The sequence below is a fragment of the Streptomyces cynarae genome, assembly GCF_025642135.1.
Taxonomy (GTDB): domain Bacteria; phylum Actinomycetota; class Actinomycetes; order Streptomycetales; family Streptomycetaceae; genus Streptomyces; species Streptomyces cynarae.
This window is the reverse complement of the sequence record NZ_CP106793.1, coordinates 8,299,334-8,320,908: the sequence shown is the minus strand read 5'-3', so window position 1 is coordinate 8,320,908 and position 21,575 is coordinate 8,299,334. Positions and strand designations below refer to the sequence as shown.

The 21,575-nt window shown below is 71.7% G+C and carries 18 protein-coding genes and 1 pseudogene; 4 read left to right on the top strand and 15 right to left on the bottom strand.

Annotated elements, in window-relative coordinates; translation table 11 throughout:
• Positions 1-10: 10 nt before the first annotated feature.
• Complete coding sequence (locus N8I84_RS37570; protein ID WP_263233971.1) at positions 11-688, bottom strand: response regulator transcription factor; 678 nt, start codon at positions 686-688, stop codon at positions 11-13.
• Between the two features lie 143 nt (positions 689-831).
• Between N8I84_RS37570 and N8I84_RS37565 the strand changes: the two genes are divergently transcribed.
• Positions 832-1,119: a hypothetical protein gene (locus N8I84_RS37565; RefSeq protein ID WP_263233970.1), complete on the top strand. Its 288-nt coding sequence runs from the start codon at positions 832-834 to the stop codon at positions 1,117-1,119.
• 74 nt (positions 1,120-1,193) lie between these two features.
• On the opposite strand, the gene N8I84_RS37560 is transcribed toward N8I84_RS37565, so the two are convergent.
• The 3 genes and pseudogenes from N8I84_RS37560 to N8I84_RS37550 form a co-directional block, all read right to left on the bottom strand.
• On the bottom strand, positions 1,194-2,327 hold the full coding sequence (locus N8I84_RS37560) for a glycosyltransferase family 4 protein (RefSeq protein ID WP_263233969.1): 1,134 nt from the start codon (positions 2,325-2,327) through the stop codon (positions 1,194-1,196).
• Positions 2,324-5,212: a bifunctional glycosyltransferase/CDP-glycerol:glycerophosphate glycerophosphotransferase gene (locus N8I84_RS37555; protein ID WP_263233968.1), complete on the bottom strand. Its 2,889-nt coding sequence runs from the start codon at positions 5,210-5,212 to the stop codon at positions 2,324-2,326. Before N8I84_RS37555 ends, N8I84_RS37560 begins: the two co-directional genes overlap by 4 nt.
• A gap of 232 nt (positions 5,213-5,444) precedes the next feature.
• Positions 5,445-7,111 (bottom strand): annotated as a pseudogene (locus tag N8I84_RS37550) (NAD-dependent malic enzyme).
• A 136-nt stretch (positions 7,112-7,247) separates the two neighbouring features.
• On the opposite strand from N8I84_RS37550, the gene N8I84_RS37545 reads away from it, so the two are divergent.
• Positions 7,248-7,919 carry a maltokinase N-terminal cap-like domain-containing protein gene (locus N8I84_RS37545; RefSeq protein ID WP_263233967.1) on the top strand — a complete coding sequence of 224 codons (672 nt, stop codon included), beginning with the start codon at positions 7,248-7,250 and terminating at the stop codon, positions 7,917-7,919.
• A 431-nt stretch (positions 7,920-8,350) separates the two neighbouring features.
• Complete coding sequence (locus N8I84_RS37540) at positions 8,351-10,330, top strand: glycosyltransferase family 39 protein (protein ID WP_263233966.1); 1,980 nt, start codon at positions 8,351-8,353, stop codon at positions 10,328-10,330.
• A gap of 8 nt (positions 10,331-10,338) precedes the next feature.
• On the opposite strand, the gene N8I84_RS37535 is transcribed toward N8I84_RS37540, so the two are convergent.
• From N8I84_RS37535 to N8I84_RS37520, 4 genes are all read right to left on the bottom strand, one after another.
• Positions 10,339-11,586 (bottom strand): polysaccharide deacetylase family protein, encoded by a 1,248-nt coding sequence (locus N8I84_RS37535; RefSeq protein ID WP_263233965.1) that lies wholly within the window; start codon positions 11,584-11,586, stop codon positions 10,339-10,341.
• A 195-nt stretch (positions 11,587-11,781) separates the two neighbouring features.
• Positions 11,782-12,510 carry a DUF4232 domain-containing protein gene (locus N8I84_RS37530; protein ID WP_263233964.1) on the bottom strand — a complete coding sequence of 243 codons (729 nt, stop codon included), beginning with the start codon at positions 12,508-12,510 and terminating at the stop codon, positions 11,782-11,784.
• 219 nt (positions 12,511-12,729) lie between these two features.
• Positions 12,730-13,257 carry a hypothetical protein gene (locus tag N8I84_RS37525; protein WP_263233963.1) on the bottom strand — a complete coding sequence of 176 codons (528 nt, stop codon included), beginning with the start codon at positions 13,255-13,257 and terminating at the stop codon, positions 12,730-12,732.
• Positions 13,188-14,132, bottom strand: a complete 945-nt coding sequence (locus tag N8I84_RS37520) for a serine/threonine-protein kinase (protein ID WP_263233962.1) — start codon at positions 14,130-14,132, stop codon at positions 13,188-13,190. Before N8I84_RS37520 ends, N8I84_RS37525 begins: the two co-directional genes overlap by 70 nt.
• Before the next feature lie 46 nt (positions 14,133-14,178).
• Here N8I84_RS37520 and N8I84_RS37515 point away from each other — a divergent pair, with 46 nt between their 5' ends.
• On the top strand, positions 14,179-14,730 hold the full coding sequence (locus tag N8I84_RS37515; RefSeq protein ID WP_263233961.1) for an RNA polymerase sigma factor: 552 nt from the start codon (positions 14,179-14,181) through the stop codon (positions 14,728-14,730).
• A 76-nt stretch (positions 14,731-14,806) separates the two neighbouring features.
• Here the strand turns inward: N8I84_RS37515 and N8I84_RS37510 are convergent, their stop codons facing one another.
• The 7 genes from N8I84_RS37510 to N8I84_RS37480 form a co-directional block, all read right to left on the bottom strand.
• Positions 14,807-15,775, bottom strand: coding sequence for an aldo/keto reductase (locus N8I84_RS37510; protein ID WP_263233960.1), 969 nt, complete (start codon positions 15,773-15,775; stop codon positions 14,807-14,809).
• A 155-nt stretch (positions 15,776-15,930) separates the two neighbouring features.
• Positions 15,931-16,845, bottom strand: a complete 915-nt coding sequence (locus tag N8I84_RS37505) for an SDR family oxidoreductase (protein ID WP_263233959.1) — start codon at positions 16,843-16,845, stop codon at positions 15,931-15,933.
• Positions 16,846-16,949: 104 nt separating this feature from the next.
• Complete coding sequence (locus N8I84_RS37500) at positions 16,950-17,579, bottom strand: MBL fold metallo-hydrolase (protein ID WP_263233958.1); 630 nt, start codon at positions 17,577-17,579, stop codon at positions 16,950-16,952.
• Positions 17,579-18,667, bottom strand: a complete 1,089-nt coding sequence (locus N8I84_RS37495) for an S-(hydroxymethyl)mycothiol dehydrogenase (RefSeq protein WP_263233957.1) — start codon at positions 18,665-18,667, stop codon at positions 17,579-17,581. The genes N8I84_RS37500 and N8I84_RS37495 overlap by 1 nt, the downstream gene beginning before the upstream one ends.
• 200 nt (positions 18,668-18,867) lie before the next feature.
• Entirely contained in the window at positions 18,868-19,395 is a 528-nt protein-coding gene (locus N8I84_RS37490) for a MarR family winged helix-turn-helix transcriptional regulator (protein WP_263233956.1), read from the bottom strand.
• Between the two features lie 202 nt (positions 19,396-19,597).
• Positions 19,598-20,248, bottom strand: coding sequence for a TetR/AcrR family transcriptional regulator (locus N8I84_RS37485; RefSeq protein ID WP_263233955.1), 651 nt, complete (start codon positions 20,246-20,248; stop codon positions 19,598-19,600).
• A gap of 2 nt (positions 20,249-20,250) precedes the next feature.
• The gene (locus tag N8I84_RS37480; protein WP_263233954.1) at positions 20,251-21,465 is read right to left on the bottom strand and encodes a cytochrome P450; all 1,215 of its coding nucleotides are present in this window, start codon (positions 21,463-21,465) and stop codon (positions 20,251-20,253) included.
• Positions 21,466-21,575 lie beyond the last annotated feature (110 nt).

The following is a 21,575-nucleotide window of genomic DNA, read 5'->3' as shown; positions in this document are numbered from 1 at the left end:
AGGCGCCCGGTCAGATCCCGGTGGCGTGCAGCCGGTAGCCGGCCCCGCGGACCGTCTCGATGGTCCGGCGGCCGAAGGGGGTGTCGATCTTGCGCCGCAGATAGCCGATGTAGACCTCGACGATGTTGGTGTCGCCGTCGAAGTTGTCGTCCCAGACGTGGTCGAGGATGTCCGTCTTGCTGATCACTTCGTCGGGGTGCCGGAGCAGGAACTCCAGCAGCGTGAACTCGCGTGCGGTCAGGGTGATCTCCCGGCCCGCACGGCGGCAGTGGCGGCGCGCGGGGTCCAGGGCCAGGTCGCCGGCCGCGAGCACGGCGGGCCGGGCGGGCGCCCCGCGCCGCAGCAGGGCCCGCAGCCGGGCGACCAGCACGACGTACGAGAACGGTTTGCTCAGGTAGTCGTCGGCTCCGAGGTCGAGGGCGTCCGCCTCGTCGTACTCGCCGTCCTTCGCGCTCAGGACGAGGACGGGGGTCCACACACTGGCGGCCCGCAGCCGCTTCAGCACTTCGTATCCGGAGATGCCGGGCAGCATGAGGTCGAGCAGGATCACGTCGTACGGCTCGTGGACGGCCCGCCACAGGCCGTCGACGCCGTCGTGTACGACACGGGTGACGAAGCCCTCCTCGGCGAGCCCGTGAGCGATCGCCGCGGCGAGTCCCCGTCCGTCCTCGATCACCAGCACTCGCATGGCCGACCTCTCCTCCACCCTACGAAGGCGTGGGCGTGCTCGCGCGTCGAGCTGCTCTCAGCCTCTTCTCAGGGGGCCCGTCGCAAGCTGGAACAAACCAGGACAAAAGAGGGCCTCCGTGCCTGTGAGCAAGGAGAGACACGATGACGAACGTCCGACGCAGGGTCGCACTGGTCGCCGGCACGATGCTGCTGGCCGGCGCGGCAAGCAGTGGAGTCGCGATGGCGAGCGCGCCGCCGGTGGTACACCCCTCCGTCCAGACGAACTACTGCGACGACGATGACGACTGGGGCTACTGGGGCAGCTACGGTGGCAACGGCGACCATGGGGACCACGGCGACCACGGATACGACGGCGGCCGCGGTGACCACGCCGTTTACGTCGGCCACGGCGACGATGACGACGATGACGGGTGCTACGGAGGGTACTGACAGCACCTGATCCATCCGTCGTGTGCCGGTTCGCGCCCCTGGGCGCGGACCGGCTCCGACGTCCCGGACCGGGCTCAGCGCTCCAGGAAGTCGAAGAGCTCCTCCCACCGGCGGGTGATCACGTCGGGGGCGAAACGCCGCACGTTCTCCCGCGCCCGCGTCCCCAGCGTGTCGCGCAGCTTCTCGTCGGACATCAACCGCACGAGGTGGCGGGCCAGTTCGGAAGTGCTGCCGTGCCGGGCCAGCAGCCCGTCCTCGCCGTCGCGGACGATCTCCCGCACGCCGGGTGAGCAGTCGAACGCCACACACGGCACCCCGCACGCCATGGCCTCCAGCAGGACGAGCGGAAAGCCCTCCCGGCGGGAGGACTGCACGCACACCGAGGATCGGCGCAGCGCCTCGGTCACGTCGTCGGTCTGCCCCGCCCACTCCACCGAGTCGTCCAGGTTCAGTTCCGCGCACTGCTGCCGGAGCTCGGTCTCCTTCTCGCCTGCTCCGTGGATGCGCAGGATCCAGCCGGGCTGCCTGGGCGCGGCCTGAGCCCACACGTCCAGCAGCAGGTCGACACCCTTGTCGTGGCTGAGCCGGCCGATGCAGGCCACCGCCTTCTCCGTGCGCGGTGAGGGGGTGCCCGGTGTCAGCGGCAGCGGGTTCGGCATGAAGCCGACGTTGTTCAGGCCCTCGCCCACCCAAAGGTCGGCGTCCTCCTGGGTGAGGACCAGCAACCGGTCCACGTTCCTGTAGTACGTCAGCACCCGCTCGAAGCGCGAGGACGCGCGGGAGGCCTCGAAGGACTCGTGGCTTATGCCGATCACCGGGTGCCCGGCGGTGTCCGCGCGCGCCACCCACTCCATCGCCCAGACCTGGGTCACGATGATGACGGCGCCGGGGCGGGCGGCGCGGAAGATGCGGGAAAGCCGTTCGGCGGCGGCGCGCCTGTCCGCCTCCTGCTCGCGGACCGCCGGGTCGAACCGGCCCAGCAGTGGGCGCGGCCGGTGATGGGCCGGGGGACGCCGCTCGTACAGGGTGAGGGTCTCGAAGGGCGGGTTCTCGCCGAGGTTCATCGGCATCTGGGGCGGGGAGACACCGATGATCGTCACGCGGTGTCCGCGCTCCGCGAGCAGCCGGGCCATCTGGGTCTGCCAGCGGCCCACGCCGCCCAGTTCGTTGACCTCGTTGGCGACGAAGAAGATCTGACGGCCCGTCATTGGCTCTCTCCCGCCGGTGCGAAGAAGCGTTCCACGATGCGGACCGCGGCGTCCCCGCGGTCGTACTCGCCGAACTTGTCCACGAACTCCTTCAGCCGTGCCTCGTACCGGGTGCTCAGGGCGCGCAGGTCCGACAGCGCCGAGAACAGCGCGTCCTCGGTGCGCACGACCGGGCCCGGGGCCTCCTCGAACAAGTCGAAGTAGGTTCCGCGCGCGTCCTGGGAGTACTCCTCCCAGTCGTGGGCGAGGAAGACGAGCGGCCGGAGGAGCAACGCATAGTCGAACATCACCGACGAGTAGTCGGTGATCAGCGCGTCGGAAAGAAGCAGGAGCGGAGTGATGTCCGGCTCCCGCGCCACGTCGATCACCCGGCCGGCCACCGAGGGCGGCAGGGTGACCCGGTTCAGATAGTGAGGGCGGACCAGGAGCGTGTACCGGTCCCCGAAGCGGTCGGCGAAGCGTTCGACGTCGAAGGGCAGTCGGAAGTCGCGTACGCCTCCGTCGGGGCGCGCCCGGAACGTGGGCGCGTACAGCACCACACGACTGTCGGGACGGATGCCGAGGCGCTCGGCGAGCCTGCGCACCGCCGGGTCGGCCGTCTGCGGGTGCCGCGCCGCCCGGACGAGTGCGTCGTTGCGCGGGTAACCGGTGCGCAGCAGTTTCCATTCGGGGATGCGGTAGGCGCGGGCGAGGGTGCGCACATCGTGCTCGCTGCGCACCAGGAAGTGGTCGAAGCGGTCCAGTGCCTGTTGGAAGGCGCGCTGTTCGTGTTCGGACATCACCCGGCAGGAGGGCTCGTCGAAGCCCATCCGCTTCAGGGCCGAGCCGTGCCAGGTCTGGATGTACGTGGTCTCCGGGCGTTTGCGGAGCATGAGTGGGAAGCCCTGGTTGTCGATCCAGAACTCGGCCTGGGCGAGCGCCCTGATGTACCGCCATGACCACCGGCGGACGAGTTCGGCGTCCTCGGGGAACCCCTCGGGCCGCTCCCCCGCGTACGACCAGACGGCGGTGACGGGCACCCGGCGGCGCCGCAGTTCCTCGTGGATGGCTCGCGGGCTGTCGCTGTAATGCATGCCGAGGTGGCTCTCGAAGACGACGGTGCCCTTGCGGACCGGCAGGAGCCGGAGCATGTGGTGGTAGGCCCGCACCTTGCGCGAGTGCGAGGACAGGTCCCTGCGCACGGCCCGCAGGGCGCGGTAGGTGCCCTTGACGGTCCGGGCCGCGGGGCCGTGCAGATTGCGGTCCACGAGCGCGCGGCCGCGCCGGGCGGCCGGGCCGTGCTGGGTGAGCCGGAAGGCCAGATGGCCCTTGGCGGAGACGTGCGGTTCGAGCCGGTCGGCGACGAACCGGCCGAGCCGGGGGCGTACGGGCACGGACGCGGAGTTCTCCAGGTCGATGTCGCCGGCGGTGATCCGGGTCGTGGTGCGCCTGCCGTCCGCAGTCAGGTGCAGCCGGACGTCCCACACCTCGTCGACGACGCCGACCGGCCGGAAGCGGCCGGTCAGCGGTACGGCGGCGCGCCAGGTGAGGGTGTCGCCGGCATGACGCACCGTCCCCACCGGGAACCGGAAGGTCCGCAGGCTGCGGCGGCGGGCCCGGAACTCCAACTCGGCGGTGAGGCGGGCGTCCGGGGGGACGGTGTGCAGGGGGTTGACCACGGCGCCCTCCAGGACCACCAGATCACCGCGCACGGCGTATCCGGTGAGCACGTTGCGCAGGAACATCTCGTCCAGCTCTCTGCCGTGGTGGCCGAGGGCGGTGACGTCCATGACGTCGCGTGCCTCGGGGTCGTCGAGGTACCGGTCGCACCAGTAGATGCGCCCGTCCCGCTCGACGAGCGGCGTGGAGATCTTGGAACGGTTGATCAGCGTGTCGACGGCCGGCATCAGGTTCTCCCAGTCCTCCCGCATCAGCAGGTGGGCGCAGATGGCGTGCACCCGGTCCAGTTCGGCGTACGCCGCCTCGGGGAAGTCCTGGATGTAACCGCGGGCCAGTCCGGCGAACCGGTGGCGGTAGCCGTCGTCGAGGAACGGCAGGTCGCCGAGGTAGAGCGCGAGGTCGTGCTTGAGGAACTTGGTGTCCTTGCGCAATTTGAGTTCGTCCAGGCCGCGTCGCTTCAGCACCTCGTCGATGCGGCGGTGGATCTCCAGCCGGTCGGCGAAGTTGTTGATCTCGTGGCGCCGGTTGCTGATCGACTTGGCCGTGGTCTTCTGGACGACGTGCCAGAAGTAGACGGTGTGGGGGATCAGGGTGATGCGTCCGGCGGCGAGATAGGCCTGAGCGGAGAAGAGCAGGTCCTCGTAGTGGATGCCGCGCGGGAAGGCGAGACCGTTCTCCAGGAGGAATGCGCGCCGGTAGCACTTGTTCGTCGACAGGGTGTCGAAGACGAAGAGGTCCGGCAGTTCGGCGATGGACTCGACGGTGCGCGTGGACCGGTACAGCCAGGGGTACCACGGGATGCGCTTGTCGTGTCTGCTGTCGGTGTGCACCCGGACGCACCGTCCCGAGACCAGGTCGGCGCCGGTACGGTCGGCCGCTTCCAGCAGGTTGCGGCATGCGTTGGCTTCGAGGGTGTCGTCGCTGTCCAGGAACATCACATAGCGGCCGCGGGCCACGGCCAGACCCTGGTTGCGCGGCTCGCCGCAGCCGCCGCTGTTCTCGGCCAGCCGGATCGCACGCACACGGCTTGGGTCGGCGGCGGCGAGGGAGCACGCCACGTCGTAGGACCCGTCGGTGGAACAGTCGTCCACGATGACGACTTCCACGTTGCGCAGCGTCTGGTCGAGCGCGGAACGTACGGCTGTCGTCAGGCGCGGGGCGTCGTCGTAGACGATGACGACGACGCTGATGTCCGGTTCCGCCCCGCCCGACCCAGGCGTATCCATCGGCACGGCACCTCTCGTCTCGGATCGACGACTCTCCGGACGGCCGCCGCCCCGTCACCGCAGCGGTTCGGCGATGTCCGCGAAGGCGTGCCGCGGACGGGGGTGCCCGGGGTCCGGCCCCGGCCGCAGTGGCCCTGCCGTCTGCAGGTCCACTGCGGCCGGGGCGGCACCCTGCCGCTCCTCCCCGCCACGGGACGGGCCGGCAGGGCTCTGGTCCGTGATCTGCTCCGCATCAGCGGGCCGGATAGTCCGGTATCCACTGGGTCTTCTCGACCGCCTCGCGCACCTCCGCCTCGGTCGCCTTGGGGGCCACCCCGTCCTCCACGGCGGCGAGCGCGGCGGCCACCGCGATCTCCCGGGCGGCCTCCCGCATGCCGCCGAGCGGCGGCAGCAGCGGGGCGGGGCCCGGAACTCCGGCGGCCGCCTCGGCGGCCCGCCGGGCGACGGCGCGTGCCGCGGCGACCAGCATCCGGTCGGTGACCCGGGTGGCCCCGCCGCCGCCACCGCGAGCCCCATCGCGGGGAAGATGTACACGTTGTTGGCCTGCGCCACCGGAATCCGGTGACCGTCCACCTCCAGCGGCGGGAACGGCGACCCGGTGGCGATCAGCGCCCTGCCGTCCGTCCAGCGGGCAAGGTCCGCTGGATCGGCCTCGGCGTGCGAGGTCGGGTTGGACAGCGGGAAGATCACCGGCCGTTCGCAGGTGGACGCCATCCGCCGCACGATCTCCTCGGTGAACGCGCCGTGCGCCGTCGACAGCCCGATCAGGGCGGTCGGCTCGATCCGGCGCACCACCTCGGCGAGCCCGGTGCCACCCCAGTCGGCCACCTCGTCGTCCGCGCGCGCGTACACCCGCTGCTCGTCGGTCAGATCGTCGCGCGAGTCCACCAGCAGTCCGTCGACGTCGACGAACCAGAAGCGGTCCGCCGCGTCCTCCTCGGAAAGTCCCTCGTCCACGAGGGCGGAGCGGATCATGTCGGCGACGCCCACGGCGGCGGAGCCCGCTCCCAGGACGACCAGCCGCTGCTCGGTCAGCGGCGTGCCGGCCACCTGGCAGGCCGTGGACAGGGCGCCGAGCACCACCGCCGCGGTGCCCTGGATGTCGTCGTTGAAAGTGAGCAGCCGGTCACGGTAGCGGGTGAGGATCGGCCGGGCGTGAACGGTCGCGAAGTCCTCCCACTGCAACAGCGTGCCCGGCAGCTCCGCCTCCACCGCCGAGACGAACGCCTCGATCATCTCGTCGTACTGCGCCCCGGTGAGCCGGTGCTCCCGCCGGCCCAGATACCGGGGATCAGACAGGAGCTGCTCGTTGTCGGTGCCGACGTCGAGCAGGATCGGCAGGGTGCGCGCCGGGTGGATGCCGCCGATCGCGGTGTAGAGGCTCAGCTTGCCGATCGGGATGCCCATGCCCCCGACGCCCTGGTCGCCCAGGCCGAGAATGCGCTGGCCGTCGGTGACGACGATGACGTCGACGGCGCCCTTGTGCGGTCGGTTGCGCAGGATCTCCCGGAACCGGTCGCGGTCCTCCCAGGACAGGAACAGGCCGCGGGGCCGCCGGTAGATCTCGCTGAAACGGCGGCACGCCTCCCCGACGGTCGGGGTGTAGACGATCGGCAGCAGTTCCTCGAGGTGTTCGGTGATCAGGCGGTAGAACACCACCTCGTTGGTGTCCTGCAGCTGCCGCAGGTAGATGTGCCGGTTGAGCGGCTTGTCGTAGCCGAGGAACGCCCGGTGGGCGCGGGCGACCTGCTCGTCGAGGGACTCCACGGCGGGCGGCAGCAGTCCGTCCAGGCCGAGTTCCGCGCGTTCCTCGCGGGTGAAGGCCGTGCCCTTGTTGAGCAACGGGTCGGCGAGCAGGGCGGTGCCGCGGGAGGTCGTCTGTCCGGTGAGGTGTGTCATCGTGCGGTCCAACCTGAAGGGATCGAACATTCTCTTCCCCGTGCCCCGCTTCCGTACCGTCCACCCGGCCGACAGGACGTATTCCTTCACTCCTTTACCGCAGCATCGCAGGGAGGAGTCGGATAGGTTCGCGGGCATGGCGATCATCCACAAGACCACGATGACCCCCACCAAGCTTGAACTGCTCACCGCCTGGCTCCCCACCCGGCCCTGGTACGTCGGCACGGGCCGCGCGCCGGAGCTGTCCAGGACCGGCGGGTTCCGGCTGGACGACCCGGAGGGCGAGGTCGGGATCGAGTTCCTGGTGGCCACCGACGCGTCGGGACCGGCGCCGGTCTCGTACCACGTACCGCTGAGTTACCGGGGCGCGCCCCTCGAAGGATCCGGACAGGCCCTCCTCGGCACCTCCGAGCACGGTGTGCTGGGACGGCGATGGATCTACGACGGTACGCACGACCCGGTGCTCGTCGCCCAGTTGCTGGCGCTGCTCCAGGGCCGCGCCGAACCCCAGGCACAGAGCCGGTCCGACACCCCCGACCCGTCCGTCGGCGTCCGGGTCGCGGGTACGCCGGTGGCGACCGGAGGCGTCACGACGTCCGTGACCGACGGATCCCACGACACCCTGGTCGCTGTGCACGCGACCGGCTCCGCGGCCCCCGCGTCGCTGAACCTGCGCGTGACGCGCGTCCTGGAACCCGGGGCGACCGCACCGGCCGACACCACGGGCCACGTCACCGCGGGCTGGCGCTCGCCGGACGGCGGTGAACACCGCGGGGTGTTCGCCGCCCTTCACCACACCGGGTCCTGACCCGCTGCGCCGGCTCTCGTCCGGCCCACGACGTCCGGCCCGTCCGCAGCCGTCGGACGGGCCGGACGCCTGTCACCCCTTTCCGCAATGCTCCGGTCACCGGCGCGTCATCTCCACGCCGGGCGCCCTTCCGAAAGGAACGGGCTCTTACCGACGTCCTGTACGTCTCATGCAACACGGCCACGGAATGCCTACTTCTTCATAGTCGGATCATCCGGTCGCACGTGCCGCGCAATGGGCCGACGCGACGGTGAGAAGACAGCGGCAGTCCGGGAAGGCCACCTATGCTCAGCGCTCATTCGGAGCAGACCGCAGCGCACGACGAGACACCGGCGACAGGTACGGCGCCCGCGACCGCCGCGGCAGGCGCGCAGGGCGAAGGGGCGCCTCCCCGGAGCCGGCGGCCGCCGCGGCCGCGCTACGAACTCCCGGTGCTGGGGGCCATAGCGGCTCTCGCGGCGGTTCTCTGCACGTGGGGCATCGACCACAGCGTCTACCACACGTTCTACGCCGCCGCCGTGCGCAGCATGACCGACAACCCGGTGGCGTTCTTCTTCGGTTCCTTCGACCCGGGCAACTCCATCACGCTCGACAAGGAGCCCGGCTTCCTGTGGCCGCAGGCGCTGTCGGCCATGGTCTTCGGCTTCCACCCCTGGGCACTGGTGCTGCCCCAGGCGATCGAAGGTGTGGCCTGCGTCCTCCTCCTGCACCTGCTGGTGCGTCGCTGGGCCGGGGTCCCGGCGGGGCTGCTGGCCGCGGCGTTCCTGTCGCTCACCCCGGTGGCCGTGGGGCTGGGCCGGTCGATCGTGGAGGACGCGCCGTTCGTCCTGCTGCTGCTCCTGGCAGCCGAGGCCACCTGGCGGGCCGTCGCGCGGGCCCGGCTGCGCACCCTGCTGACCGCCGGCGTCTGGGTCGGGGTGGCGTTCCAGTGCAAGATGCTGGAGGCCTGGGCGGTGCTCCCGGCCCTGGCCGTCACCTACCTGGTGGCCGCCCCCACCACCCTGCGGCGCAGGATCGGCCATGTCGCGGTGACCGGCGCGGTCGCCGTGGCGGTGTCGGCCTCCTGGGTGGTCGTGGCGACCGCCGTCCCCGCTCAGTCGCGTCCCTACATGGACGGCACCACGAACAACTCGGCCGTAGGCATGGTCGTGGGCTACAACTTCCTGACCCGTTTCACCTCGCTGGGCCTGGACGCGGCGAACACGGGCAGTGTCGTCACCGGCGAGACGGGCCCCATGCACGCGGCCACCGACAGCGGCTCGGGCGTGGGCGGTTCAGCGAGGGAGGCCGACGGCACCGGTCACACCGCAGGGCGAGCCCACCGCAAGGGTCCTGGCATGGGCAACAGCGTGCTGAAGATGTTCAGCCCGGGTCTCGCCACCCAGACTGGCTGGCTGTACCCGCTGGCCGGGTGCGGCCTTGTGTGGGGGCTCGCCGCCGCGCGGCGCCGCCGTGTAGCCCGCACCGATCCGGCGCTGGTCGGACATCTGTTGTGGGGGGTGTGGCTGGCCACCTTCTTCGCCGCGTTCAGCTTCGGCAGCGTCACCGGCCACACGTACTACATGGGTGTGGTCGCCGTGGCCCTCGCGGCGCTGAGCGGTGCCGGGCTGGTGCGGGCCTGGGGGGCGTACCGGGCCGGCGGCCGCCAGGCCTGGGTCCTTCCGGCGGTGACCGCCGCGAACGTCCTGTGGGCCGCGGCCCTGACGCTGTACTACCGCCACTTCTTCGGATGGCTGGCTCCCGCCGCCGTCGGCCTGTGCGTCCTGTCCCTCGTACTCACCGGCGCAGGCCGCGCTGTGACGGCCCGCCGGCCGCGGACATCCGTGGCCGGCCTGGCGGTCGGTCTCGCCGCCGTGCTGCTGATACCGGCCGCGTGGTCGGCCTCGGCGCTGTCCCCGCGCTACAACCAGCCCGGCGGCATGGGCAGGGTCGGGCCCGCCAGCCGCCCGGGGAGCGGCGGACCGTATCGGCTCACGCCGCAGCGCGCACGGCTCCTGGCCTATCTGACGGCACACCGGGAGGGGGCGAAGTACCTCGCGGCCATGCCGGACTGGGCGGATGCCGCGCCGTACGTCATCGCGGCCGACGCGTCCGTGCTGCCCATGGGCGGCTTCACCGGACAGGTCCCCTTCCCCTCCCCCGCCGGACTCGTCCGGCTGGTCGACTCCGGCGAACTGCACTACGTCGCCCTCCGGCGCACGCATACGGGAGGGTGGCAGCGGAAGGCCGGTGAGCAGGAGGGAGAGGCCCGGTACGACGGGACCGCGCAGCACACCGGCACCGCCGCATCGCCCCCCACGACCGCGATCACGCGCTGGGTCACCACGCACTGCACCGCGGTGCCGCCGACGGCGTACGGCGGCACGGGCTCCGTCCAGCTCCGGCTCTACCGGTGCGGACAACGCCCATGAGAGACCGGTCAGTTCGCGGTCGTCGTGGCTGACGCGGGCGTGCCGAGGAACTCCGCCCAGCCGCCGAGCGGCGACTGTCCGGGGGCGAGGGTGCGCAGCTTCCTGAGCACGGCCCTGTCCTGGGCCTCCAGCCATGCCACCAGCTGGCGGAACGACACGAACCGAACGTCGTCGTACTGGGACATCCGTCCGATGGCCTCCTCGACGGCGTCCATGTAGATGCCGCCGTTCCAGCGTTCGAAGTGGTTGCCGATGAAGAGGGGCGCCCGGTTGCTGTCGTAGGCACGCCGGAAACCGGCCAGGTAGGTGTCCCGGGCCTGGGCGCGCCAGGCGCCGTACCGGGAGCGGTCGCCCAGGGGGTTTCCGCCGGACTGGTTGTACATCATGTTGTAGTCCATCGACAGGACCTGGAAGGAGTGGCCGGAGAACGGTATGGACTGCAGGGGGAAGTCCCAGATCCGGCCGTCCTGCACCTTGCCGGGCCAGATCTGCAGGCCCCCGGGTGAGCTGGCGTCGTACTTCCAGCCGAGCGCCGCCGCGGTGGGCAGCAGGCGTGCCTGTCCTTCCAGGCACGGCGTGCGGCCGCCGATGAGTTCCTTGCGGTAGTCGAAGGGCAGCGGGTCCAGGTCGGTGAAGCCGGTGTTGGTCTTCCATTCGGTGACGAAGCGGACGGCCTGGTCGATCTCGCTCCGCCACTCGGCCGGCGACCAGTCGCGCACCCCGCCTGCGCCGCAGAAGTGCCCGTTGAAGTGGGTGCCGATCTCGTGGCCCTCCAGCCAGGCGGCGCGCACCTGCTGGAGCGTGGCGTGGATGTGCCGGTCGGCGAGGTAGCCGATCGCGGAGGCGCCGACCGGGTGCTGCGGCGGACGGTAGAGGTGCTTCTTGGACTCCGGCAGCGTGTAGATGCCGCTGAGGAAGAAGGTCATCGACGCGCCGTGGTCGACGGCGACCTTGCGGAAGCGGGAGAAGAGCTTGTTGCTCAGCTCGCCCGCGCCGTCCCAGGAGAAGACCACGAACTGCGGCGGCCGCTGACCGGGCTTCAGCCTCTCAGCGCTGGGCTGCTTCGGCTGGGCGCCGGTGTCGGCGGTGGAGCCGTCGCCGATGACCTTCAGCGGTCGGGTTTCAGGGGTGCCCCTGCCGTCCGAGGGGCCCTCGCCGGTCACGGACCAGCCGCCGGGCGAGCAGGCGGACAGTGCGCCCAGCGCGCCCGCCGTCGCCCCAGCGGTCAGCAGACGCCTGCGTGAGATGCCGTTCATGTTCGTCCCCGTCTCCTCGTCGTGCGGCTCCGGACGGAGCCGTCGTGCCGTGTGGGTCGACGGGTTCGATGGGCGGGGGCGGCGGAAAAGATCGGGGCGCAGGGGAGGTGTTGCCGTCCTGTGACAACGGCAGCGGTTCCATGACGAACCCCGCTGCCTCGGAGCGGACAGCGGGGTGGGGGGCGGCAGGACGGGTCAGGCGCCGGTGCCGGGCTGGAAGACCGTCAGGAAGACCGAGGAGGAGTTGCCCGACACGGGCACCGCGCCGCCCGACCACGTCACCTTCAGGGAAGCCTTCTCGTCGGGCGGGGTGATCAGGAGGGCCGCGGGTGTGCCCGTGCGGGCGCCGCTGACCTCCGGGTTGGAGAAGGTCAGTCCGGCCCAGGCGCTCCTGCCCGGCGCCAGCGTGACCTTCGTGGGGCTGCCCGAACTGCGCTTGGGGTCCGGGCCCAGTTGCTTGCCGGAGGCGTCCACGAAGGCGGCGCCCGGGTAGCCGTCGATGGTGCAGGTGCGCCCGGAGCGGTTGGTCAGGACCAGGGGGAAGTTCTCCTGCCCGGCTCCCGGGTTGTTCGCCCCGACGGAGGCGCGCAGTTCGGACGTGTGACACCGGCTGCCGCTCGTGGTGCCGTCCCCGGTGGCCGCCTCGGAGGACCCGCTGTGGGCGTCGCCCGGTGTGGCGGGCCCGGCGGAGGGGCCGCCCGTGCTGGTCGCGGTGCCGTCTCCGGTCGACTGGTCGCCGGAGGCGGGCCGGGCCGTGCCGGGCAGCTTCTGCGGAGCACCGGCGGTGCCGTGGTCGCTTCCGCAAGCGGTGAGCAGGGTGAGGGCGGCGACCGCGCCCAGCGCGGACACCACGCGTCGCGCCGTCAGGAAGGGGGCCGTGCCGTCGAGGTCCGGGCCCGCTGTGCCGCGCCGGAAGGTCGCCATGTCCGTTACTCCTTGAAACTCGGGCCGCCCGCGCCGGGCGCGTGCGTTCTCGACGGTGCCGAGATGCTCCGTCCTTCTGTCCGATGCCCGCTCGGCCGGAAAAGTTCGCGGCGTGCGGCTGTGGCGCGATGCGTTCGGGTGATGTACGGGACGGCGCGTTCCCCGATGGGCGGGGCCGGACGTTGTGCAGGGTGGCCGGCAGTCGTCCCCCCTCGATGGTCAGCCCGTGACACGCACCGAGTCGAGGATCCGGTCGGTCCGGTCGCCGCCGCCGTCCTGGCGCAGCTGGACGTAGACCTGGGGTCCGTCGGCACCGCCGGCCGGAGCGAGGGCGGCCTCCGTCACGGAGCCCTTGCCGCCGTCGCAGTCGTCCCAGGTGCGTATGCGGCCCTGCCAGAGCGTGCCGCGGTAGTCACGGCTGCCCCGGTAGTGGCAGCCGGTGTGGTCGAGTGCGCGCACCTTGGCGGAGAGGTCCCCGTGCTCGCTCAGCCCGATGAACGCCCCGTTCACAGAGGTGCTCAGGTCCTGCCAGCGTGAGAGGTCGTCGGCGACGGCGAGGGCGGGCTCCTGCCCGGCCGGCAGGCCCAGTTCCTTGGGGTTCCAGCCGGCGTCGCGCAGCTGGCGGCCCCAGGCCGCGGGCACGGCGGCGTGCAGGCGCCCGGTGGCGTCCTGCACGGTCACGTTCGCCGCAGCGGGGTGCCGCAGCAGCAGGGTGGTGGTGGCTCCGGCGGCGCCCGCGACGGCCACCGCGGCCAGGGCGAGCACCGCGCCGCCGCGACGGCGGCGGAGCCACCGCGGGCCGGCCCGGACGACGCTCCGGCGAGCCGGCCGAGTTCGTCGGCGAGCCGGTCGAGTTCGACGGCCAAGGCTTCCGCGGTCGGCCAGCGCCGGTCACGCTCGGGCTCCATGGCTCGCATCAGCGCCCGCTGAACCTCGGGCGGCAGGTCGGGACGGAGCCGGTCGGGGCGCTGGACCTTGCCGGGCGGGGCGGGGACCGTACCGGTGAGGAGGTGATAGCCGAGGGCGCCGAGGCTGTAGACGTCGGCGCGTGCGTCGATGCCGGAGCCGGGTTCGCTCTGTTCGGGCGGGGCGTATCCGGCGGAGCCCGCGGCCATGGTGAGCCCGGACGCCTGTGCCAGGCTCTTGGCCAGGCCGAGGTCCGCCAGCAGCAGCCGGGTGGAGCCGTCGGGCCCGGTCCGCAGCAGCACGTTGGACGGTTTGACGTCCCGGTGCACGATGCCGGCGTCGTGCAGGGCGGCCGCGGCGCGGGCGGTGAGCGCGGTCAGGCGCAGCGCCTCGGCCACGGGGAGCGGACCGGTCGCGATCCGGTCGGCGAGGGTGCCCGAGTCGGCGTACTCCATGACGAAGTACGGCCTGCCGTCGGGGAGTTCGCCGATGTCGTAGACCTGGACGACCCGGCTGGAGCCGGCCCGGCGCAGCAGGCGGGCCTCGGAGAGGAAGCGCTCCCGGATGTCCAGCCGGTCGGCCCAGTTCTCGCTGAGCACTTTGACCGCGACGGGCGCTTCGAGAACGTCGTCGTGGGCGAGCCAGACGACGCCGAAGGCGCCGCCGCCCAGGCGGCGTTCGAGGCGGTAGCGGTCGATCCGCTCCAGGGGCTGCATACGACTATCATGCCTGTTCGGAGATCGACTTCGAGGGGAGCTCCCTGTGGGGGATGCCGCCGACACCGAGGAGCTCGCCCGGCGTGCGGCCGCGGGTGACGGGGCGGCTCTGGACGCACTGCTCCAGCGGATCCAGCCGGAGGTGGTGCGGCGCTGCGGGCGGTTCCTGCCGTGCCGGGAGGACGCCGAAGAAGCGGCGCAGGACGTGCTGTTGCAGGTTGCCCGGCGGATCACCACGTTCCAGGGCCGCAGCCGCTTCAGCACCTGGCTGTACACGGTGGTCGCCAACTGCGCCCGGCAGAAGTACCGGGAGCTGAAGCGGCGGGCCGCAGAGCAGCCGGCAGCCATCGACGCGGCACAGCACGTGGATCCGCGCACCACCAGCGTGATCGCCGGGTCCCGCGTGGACCTGCTGGAGGCCCTGGAGCGGCTGGAGCGCGAACACCCGCACCTGGTGGCGCCGCTGGTGTACCGGGACATCTGCCAGTTGGAGTACGCGGAGGTCGCCGAACGCGTCGGTGTCCCGCTGGGCACGCTGAAGTCCCGTCTGCACGAGGCGCGCCGACAGGTGAGGCCGTGGCTGGCCGGCTCCGCGTAGAGCCCGCCGCGAGCCGCCGCCCGAGAACAGGGGGCGGCACGCGCGCCGCGTACCGCCCCTTCCGTCCGGCCGGATGTCAGTGGCCGCTGATCGCGTGCGGCGTGTACGACTCCTGGAGTGCCTGGATCTCCTTGTCGGTGAGCTCGACGTCGACCGCCGCGACGGCGTCGTCGATGTGCTGGGGCTTGGTGACGCCGACGATGGGTGCGGCGACGGCGTCCTGGTGCAGCAGCCAGGCGAGGGCGACCCGGGCGCGCGGGATGCCCCGTTCGGAGGCGACCGAGGCCACCGCCTCGACGATCTCCCGGTCGCCCTCCTGGTAGAGCTTCTTGCCGAACTCGTCGGTGCGGCTGCGCTCGCTGGTCTCGTCCCAGTCACGGGCGAGACGCCCGCGGGCCAGCGGGCTCCAGGGCAGGGTGCCGACGCCCTGGTCCGCGCACAGCGGCAGCATCTCGCGCTCCTCCTCGCGGTAGAGGAGGTTGTAGTGGTTCTGCATGGAGACGAAGCGTGTCCAGCCGTTCAGCCGGGCCGTGTACTGCGCCTTGGAGAACTGCCAGGCGTACATCGAACTGGCACCGATGTAGCGGGCCTTGCCCGCCTTGACCACGTCGTGCAGGGCCTCCATCGTCTCCTCCACCGGGGTCGTCGGGTCGAAGCGGTGGATCTGGTAGAGGTCGACGTAGTCGGTGCCGAGGCGGCGCAGGCTGTGGTCGATCTCCGTCATGATCGCCTTGCGGGACAGGCCGCCGCCGTTGGGTCCTGGCCGCATCCGGCCGTGCACCTTGGTCGCCAGGACGATCTCGTCACGCCGGGCGTACTCGGCGAGCGCCCGGCCGACGATCTCCTCGCTGGTGCCGTCCGAGTAGACGTTCGCGGTGTCGAAGAAGGTGATGCCGGCGTCGAGTGCCCGGCGGATCAACGGCCTGGAGGCCTCCTCATCGAGGGTCCAGGTATGGGTGCCGCGGTCGGGCAGGCCGAAGCTCATACAGCCCAGACAGATCCGGGACACCTCGAGACCCGTCGAACCGAGCTTCACGTACTGCATGCGACTCCTGCTTTCGTCGGAGCGGGGCGGGGCCGGGCGCCGCGGACCGATCGGAGCCGACCGTCGTCACCTCCGGGGGGCGCCGTCGCCCAGGACGACGTGTTCCCTGCCCATCCTGGGCGCCGTTCAGCCCCGCCGCACGGTGGCTGCCGGGGTCAGCGGTACCCCGCCGCGTCCGCCGGCCTGCCCGCCTCCTGCACCTCGACGAGGTAGCGCCAGGCGTCGGGGCGGCTGCCGTCCCGGTCGGTGAAGCCGTAGACCTGGGCGAGCCGCCCGCTGGAGAGCGACGCGCCGTTCCAGCGGGAGACGTCCGGGTCGGCGGCCAGAGCGGCGACGGCGCGGCCGACGTAGTACGGGCTCTCGGAGATGCAGAAGTGGGGTTCGCGCGCGAGGGCGTCGCGCCAGTTGTCCTCCGTCACCCCGTACAGCTCGAGCATGAGCTCCGAGCGCAGCCAGCCGGGGGTGAGGGCGACCGCGGTGGCGCCGCGCGGCCCGAGTTCGCGGCCGAGGGCGAACGCCATGCGCAGCACGGCCGCCTTGGCGATGTCGTAAAAGAAGGAGACCCGGTAGGTGTCGCGGTTGTACTCGGCGGTTCCGTCGGTCATCTCCACGACCAGGCCGCCCGGGGTACGCAGCAGCAGGGGCAGCGCGTGGTGGCTGGTGATGGCGTGGGTGTCGAGGGCGAGCCGCAGCAGGTGCAGTCCCTTGTCGAGGTCGTGCTCCCATACGGGGGTGTCCCACTCGAACAGCTTCTCGGCGCCCCAGATGTCGTTCACGAGGATGTCGAGCCGCCCCTGTTCGCGCTCGATGCGGTCCACCAGGGCGCGCACCTGGGCGGGGACGAGGTGGTCGGTGGGTACCGCGATGCCGTGCCCACCGGCCGCGGTCACCAGGTCGGCGGTGTCCTCGATGGTCTCGGGCCGGTCGTACTCGGAGCGCCGCCCGCGGGTGCTGCGCCCGGTGGCGTAGACCGTGGCCCCGGCCGCGCCGAGTTCCACGGCGATGCCCCGCCCCGCACCCCGCGTCGCCCCGGCGACGAGTGCGACCTTGCCCTGAAGTGGTCCCGGCATGTCCGACCTCCGCGTTCGTTGGACCGTTGCCTGTGGACGGTCTCGCGGAAGCCGGACATCTTCTGTCGCCCTTTCTCGTACCGGTGGCGCCGGGTGTCGCCGGCTCAGTGGCCGCGGGCGATCCACTCCCCGAGGTGGGGCGCCTCGTCGCCGATGGTCGTCGTCTCGCCGTGTCCCGTGCGGACCACGGTGTCGGGCGGGAGCGTCAGCAGCCGGTCACGGATCGAGTCGATGATCGTCGGGAAATGGGAATAGGAGCGTCCGGTCGCCCCGGGGCCGCCCTGGAAGAGGGTGTCGCCGGTGAAGACGGTGCCGAGGCCCGCGTCGTAGAGGCAGACCGCGCCGGGCGCGTGGCCGGGGGTGTGCAGGACGGTCAGGTCGACGCCGGCCGTCTCGATGACCTGGCCGTCGGCCAGCCAGTGGTCGGGGAGGCGGTGGGGATGGGTCAGCTTCCACAGCGGCAGGTCGTCGGGGTGCAGCCAGATCTGCGCGCCGGTCCGTTCGGCCAGGGCGGGGGCGGCGTCGATGTGGTCGTTGTGCGCGTGGGTGCACACGATGGCGCGCAGCCGCCGGTGGCCGACGGCCTCGGCGATCGCGTCGGCGTCGTGGGCGGCGTCGATGACGACCGCCTCGTGGTCGTCGCCGACGATCCACACGTTGTTGTCGACGTCCCAGGTGCCGCCGTCCAGGGAGAAGGTGCCCGAGGTGACGAGGCGGTCGATGCGTGCGGTCATCACAGCATCACCACCGAGCGCAGCACGTCGCCGTGGTGCATCCGCTCGAAGGCCTTCTCGATCTCGTCTAGGGCGATGGTCTCGGTCACGAACTTCTCCAGCGGCAGCCGTCCCTGCAGGTGCAGGTCGATCAGCATCGGGAAGTCCCGGGTGGGCAGGCAGTCGCCGTACCAGGAGGACTTCAGGGCGCCGCCGCGTCCGAAGACGTCGAGCAGCGGCAGTTCGAGCTTCATCTCGGGGGTGGGGACGCCCACGAGGACGACGGTGCCGGCCAGGTCGCGGGCGTAGAAGGCCTGCCGGTACGTCTCCGGGCGGCCGACCGCCTCGATGACGACGTCGGCGCCGAAGCCGCCCGTCAGCTCGCGGACGGCCTCGACGGGGTCGCTCTCCCTGGAGTTGACGGTGTGGGTCGCGCCCAGTTCCCTGGCGGTGCTGAGCTTGCGGTCGTCGATGTCCACGGCGATGATCTTCGCGGCGCCCGCCAGGTACGATCCGGCGATCGCCGCGTCACCGACACCGCCGCAGCCGATGACCGCGACCGAGTCCCCCCGGCCGACGCCTCCGGTGTTGATGGCGGCGCCGATGCCGGCCATCACCCCGCAGCCGAGGAGGCCCGCCACGGCCGGGGAGACGGACGGGTCGACCTTGGTGCACTGTCCGGCCGCGACCAGCGTCTTCTCCGCGAAGGCGCCGATGCCGAGGGCCGGGGAGAGCTCCTGCCCGGTCGAGGCGAGGGTCATCTTCTGCTCGGCGTTGTGGGTGTCGAAGCAGTACCAGGGGCGGCCGCGCAGACACGCACGGCACTTCCCGCACACCGCCCGCCAGTTGAGGACGACGAAGTCGCCGGGGGCGACCTCGGTGACGCCGTCGCCGACCGACTCGACGATCCCGGCGGCCTCGTGGCCGAGCAGGAACGGGAAGTCGTCGCTGATGCCGCCCTGCTTGTAGTGCAGGTCGGTGTGGCACACCCCGCACGCCTGGACCTTCACCACCGCCTCACCCGGGCCCGGGTCCGGTACGACGATCGTCTCGACCCGCACCGGCTCGTCCTTGCCAGGGGCGATCACGCCGCGTACTTCCTGCGCCATGGTGCTGCTGCCTTCCGTCGGTGGTGCGGGCGCCGTGCGCGCCCGGTGCGGGCCACTGCGACCCACACACATGATCCTTGCGCGGGAAGCACGTCTTCCGCACGTATTCCGCGCGGCGGAAGTCAGATCGACCGGGGGTCGGCGGCGGAGCCGCTCGCGGCCGAGTCGGCCGCACCCCGGTTCCTCCCCCGCCGGCCGGGTCAGGAGGACGAGGGGCGCACGCTCTCGAGGCTCTCCTGAAAGGCCTCGTCGTCGACGGCGGCGGCCAGGAAGTCGTCGACCATTCGGTGGAACAGCGTGGCCAGCTGCCTCAGCTCGTCGGGCGACCACGCGGCGAGGGCCGCCTGCATGCCGCGGACGCCTGCGGCGCGGATACGGTCGATGGCCTCCTGGCCCTGGGGCGTGAGCTCGATGCGCTGGGCGCGGCGGTCGTCGGGGTCGGGCACCCGCCTGACGTAACCGGTCTTCTCCAGGTGCTGCACCTGCCGGGTCACATGGGAGGCCTCGACTCCGAGCCGGTTGGCCAGCTCCCCCGGGCGCAGTGGCTCGGAGTCGGCGATCTGCCGCAGCAGCGCGACCGCGGCGCGGTCGAGGGGCACACCGGCCAGGGCCATCAGACGGTCGTGCTGCCGGGCGCGCGTGCTCAAGTAGGTGATGCGGTTGAGCGCGCGCTCGATGTCGATCACTTCCGGGGAGGCGGGGAGGGAGGGGGGCTGCGAAGGGGACATATCCGGGAGCTTAGCGTGTCGTTGCCTAACTCAAGTAACTTCTCGCACTCATGGAGCGGGATCATACCGCCGCCGCCCTCATGGCGAAGCCCGGGCGCACCTAGGGCCTCTCGTTTGGATCATGCTGGACTCGCGGGGCCTGGTGCCGCGCGCCGATCCGGCCTGATCCAAACGAAAGACCCTGAGGGGCGACCGGACGTCGTCACCCGTCGCGGGTCACGGGTGCCAGCCAGAGGCCGACGATCGCGTCGGTCAGGCCGGTGGCGGCGTCGTGCCAGGTGGCTCGTGAGGTGGGCATGCCGTCGGCGAGGGCACGTTCCCGTTCGGCGGGCATGTGCAGGATCAACTCGCGGGTCATGTCGCCACGTTCGGCCCTGATCTCCCGGGGGAGGTCGGGAAGGCAGCGGTCCAGGCCGTCGAGCACCTCGCGCAGCGACGGGGAGGTCAGGGACTCCTCGATCATGATGGCGCGCATGGCCGGGTCGGTCATCACCTGGGCGCAGAACCGTGCGAACCAGGTGGGGCTGCCCAGCGCCGCCAGGTGCTCGGCCATGGGGCGCACCAGGCAGGACACCCAGTCCCGCACGTCCGTGGAGCCGCGCGTGCCGTCCAGCAGCCGCAGGCGGATCTCCTCGATGCGGTCGGCGTGCCGCCGTACGATCGCGCGCACCAGGTCGGCCTTGGTGCCGAAGTGGTAGCCGACCGCGGCGTTGTTGCCCTGGCCGGCGGCCTCGCTGACCTGACGGTTGGACACAGCGTGGACCCCGCGCTCGGCGAACAGCCGCTCCGCCACGGTCAGGATCAGCGTCCGGGTGGCACTCACCTGCTCTGCCCGCACCGCTCTGCCGGCCATGATCACCACCGTACGGGGACTTCGCTCAGCCCTCCGACGACCAGTCCCTCGAGCCGCCGCAGGTCCTCGGCCGGAACGGCGAGGTCCAGGCTGGGAAGCCTACGCAACAGCACGTCGAGGACGGTCTGCAGTTCGGTACGGGCCAGGGCCTGACCCAGGCAGGAGTGCGCGCCGACGCCGAAGGCCAGATGCGGGTTGGGGCTTCGGTCGAGTGCCATCTCATCGGCGTCCGCGAAGGCGGTCTCGTCCCGGTTGGCGGCGGCCATGCTGCACATCACGGTCGTGCCGCGCGGCAGGACGGTGCCGCCGACCTGGACCTCCTCTCCGATGTAGCGCGGCATCCCGATCCCGGCGTTGGCGTCGAACCGCAGCGCCTCCTCCACCGCCAAGCGCACCAGCGAGCGGTCCGCCAGCAGCCGCTCCCAGCGGCTCCGGTCGGACAGCAGCATGGCCACCATCTTCCCGATCATGTTGGCGGTGGTCTCGTGTCCGGCGACCAGCAGGCCCCTGCCGGTGGCGACCAGTTCCCGGTCGGACATCCGGTAGCCGTCGGATCCGGTGGCGACGATCAGTTCGCCGAGCAGGTCGTCCCCGGGCGCGGCCCGCTCGGCGGCGAGGTGCTCGGTCATGTAGGCGTTGAACTCGGCCTCCGCCTCGTCGACCTCCTCCTGGGTGTAACGGGTGAGGTTGAGCAGGGCATCGGACCAGTACGAGAACCGGTCCCGGTCCGAGTCGGGGACGCCGAGCAGGTCGCAGATCACCCACACCGGCAGCGGGAAGGCGAGGCTCGCCTTGAGGTCCGCGGGCTGCCCGCCCTCGACCATGGCGTCGACGAGCCGGTCGGCCATCGTCTCGATCCCCGGCCGCAGCGCGGCCATGCGCTTGGCGGTGAACCACTTGGTCACCATCCGGGGCCAGCGCCGGTGCGCCTCGCCGCTCTGCGGGATCGCCAGGGCCATCTCGTTGCTGAACACGCCGCCCGACTCGGTGGCCGTGATGCGGGCCGCATCGTCGGCGTCCAGCCGACGGGTGAACCGCTCGTCGGACAGCACCTGCTTGACGTCCTCGTAACGCGTCAGCAGCGATGCCTCGTCGCCGCTGGGCAGCGTCACCCGGGCGACGGGGCACTCGCGCCGCAGTGCGGCCCACTCGGCGGGCGGCTCCAGTGCGCCGGCGCTCGACAGCGGGTAGTTAAGCGGCTGCTGGGGAACGGTCACGGCTTCTCCTCCGATCCGGTGGCCCCCGCGCCGTCAGGCAATCCCAGCCACCGGGGCCAGTCAAGCGACTGCCTTAAAAGCTGCGGAGATCAAGGCCGGGATTCAGCCGT

What these genes read in the sequence shown, in the direction of transcription:
- N8I84_RS37570 (WP_263233971.1), bottom strand. Translation starts at nt 688, where the DNA reads ATGCGAGTGCTGGTGATCGAGGACGGACGGGGACTCGCCGCGGCGATC.
- N8I84_RS37565 (WP_263233970.1), top strand. Translation starts at nt 832, where the DNA reads ATGACGAACGTCCGACGCAGGGTCGCACTGGTCGCCGGCACGATGCTG.
- N8I84_RS37560 (WP_263233969.1), bottom strand. Translation starts at nt 2,327, where the DNA reads ATGACGGGCCGTCAGATCTTCTTCGTCGCCAACGAGGTCAACGAACTG.
- N8I84_RS37555 (WP_263233968.1), bottom strand. Translation starts at nt 5,212, where the DNA reads ATGGATACGCCTGGGTCGGGCGGGGCGGAACCGGACATCAGCGTCGTC.
- N8I84_RS37545 (WP_263233967.1), top strand. Translation starts at nt 7,248, where the DNA reads ATGGCGATCATCCACAAGACCACGATGACCCCCACCAAGCTTGAACTG.
- N8I84_RS37535 (WP_263233965.1), bottom strand. Translation starts at nt 11,586, where the DNA reads ATGAACGGCATCTCACGCAGGCGTCTGCTGACCGCTGGGGCGACGGCG.
- N8I84_RS37530 (WP_263233964.1), bottom strand. Translation starts at nt 12,510, where the DNA reads ATGGCGACCTTCCGGCGCGGCACAGCGGGCCCGGACCTCGACGGCACG.
- N8I84_RS37520 (WP_263233962.1), bottom strand. Translation starts at nt 14,132, where the DNA reads ATGCAGCCCCTGGAGCGGATCGACCGCTACCGCCTCGAACGCCGCCTG.
- N8I84_RS37510 (WP_263233960.1), bottom strand. Translation starts at nt 15,775, where the DNA reads ATGCAGTACGTGAAGCTCGGTTCGACGGGTCTCGAGGTGTCCCGGATC.
- N8I84_RS37505 (WP_263233959.1), bottom strand. Translation starts at nt 16,845, where the DNA reads ATGCCGGGACCACTTCAGGGCAAGGTCGCACTCGTCGCCGGGGCGACG.
- N8I84_RS37500 (WP_263233958.1), bottom strand. Translation starts at nt 17,579, where the DNA reads ATGACCGCACGCATCGACCGCCTCGTCACCTCGGGCACCTTCTCCCTG.
- N8I84_RS37495 (WP_263233957.1), bottom strand. Translation starts at nt 18,667, where the DNA reads ATGGCGCAGGAAGTACGCGGCGTGATCGCCCCTGGCAAGGACGAGCCG.
- N8I84_RS37490 (WP_263233956.1), bottom strand. Translation starts at nt 19,395, where the DNA reads ATGTCCCCTTCGCAGCCCCCCTCCCTCCCCGCCTCCCCGGAAGTGATC.
- N8I84_RS37485 (WP_263233955.1), bottom strand. Translation starts at nt 20,248, where the DNA reads ATGGCCGGCAGAGCGGTGCGGGCAGAGCAGGTGAGTGCCACCCGGACG.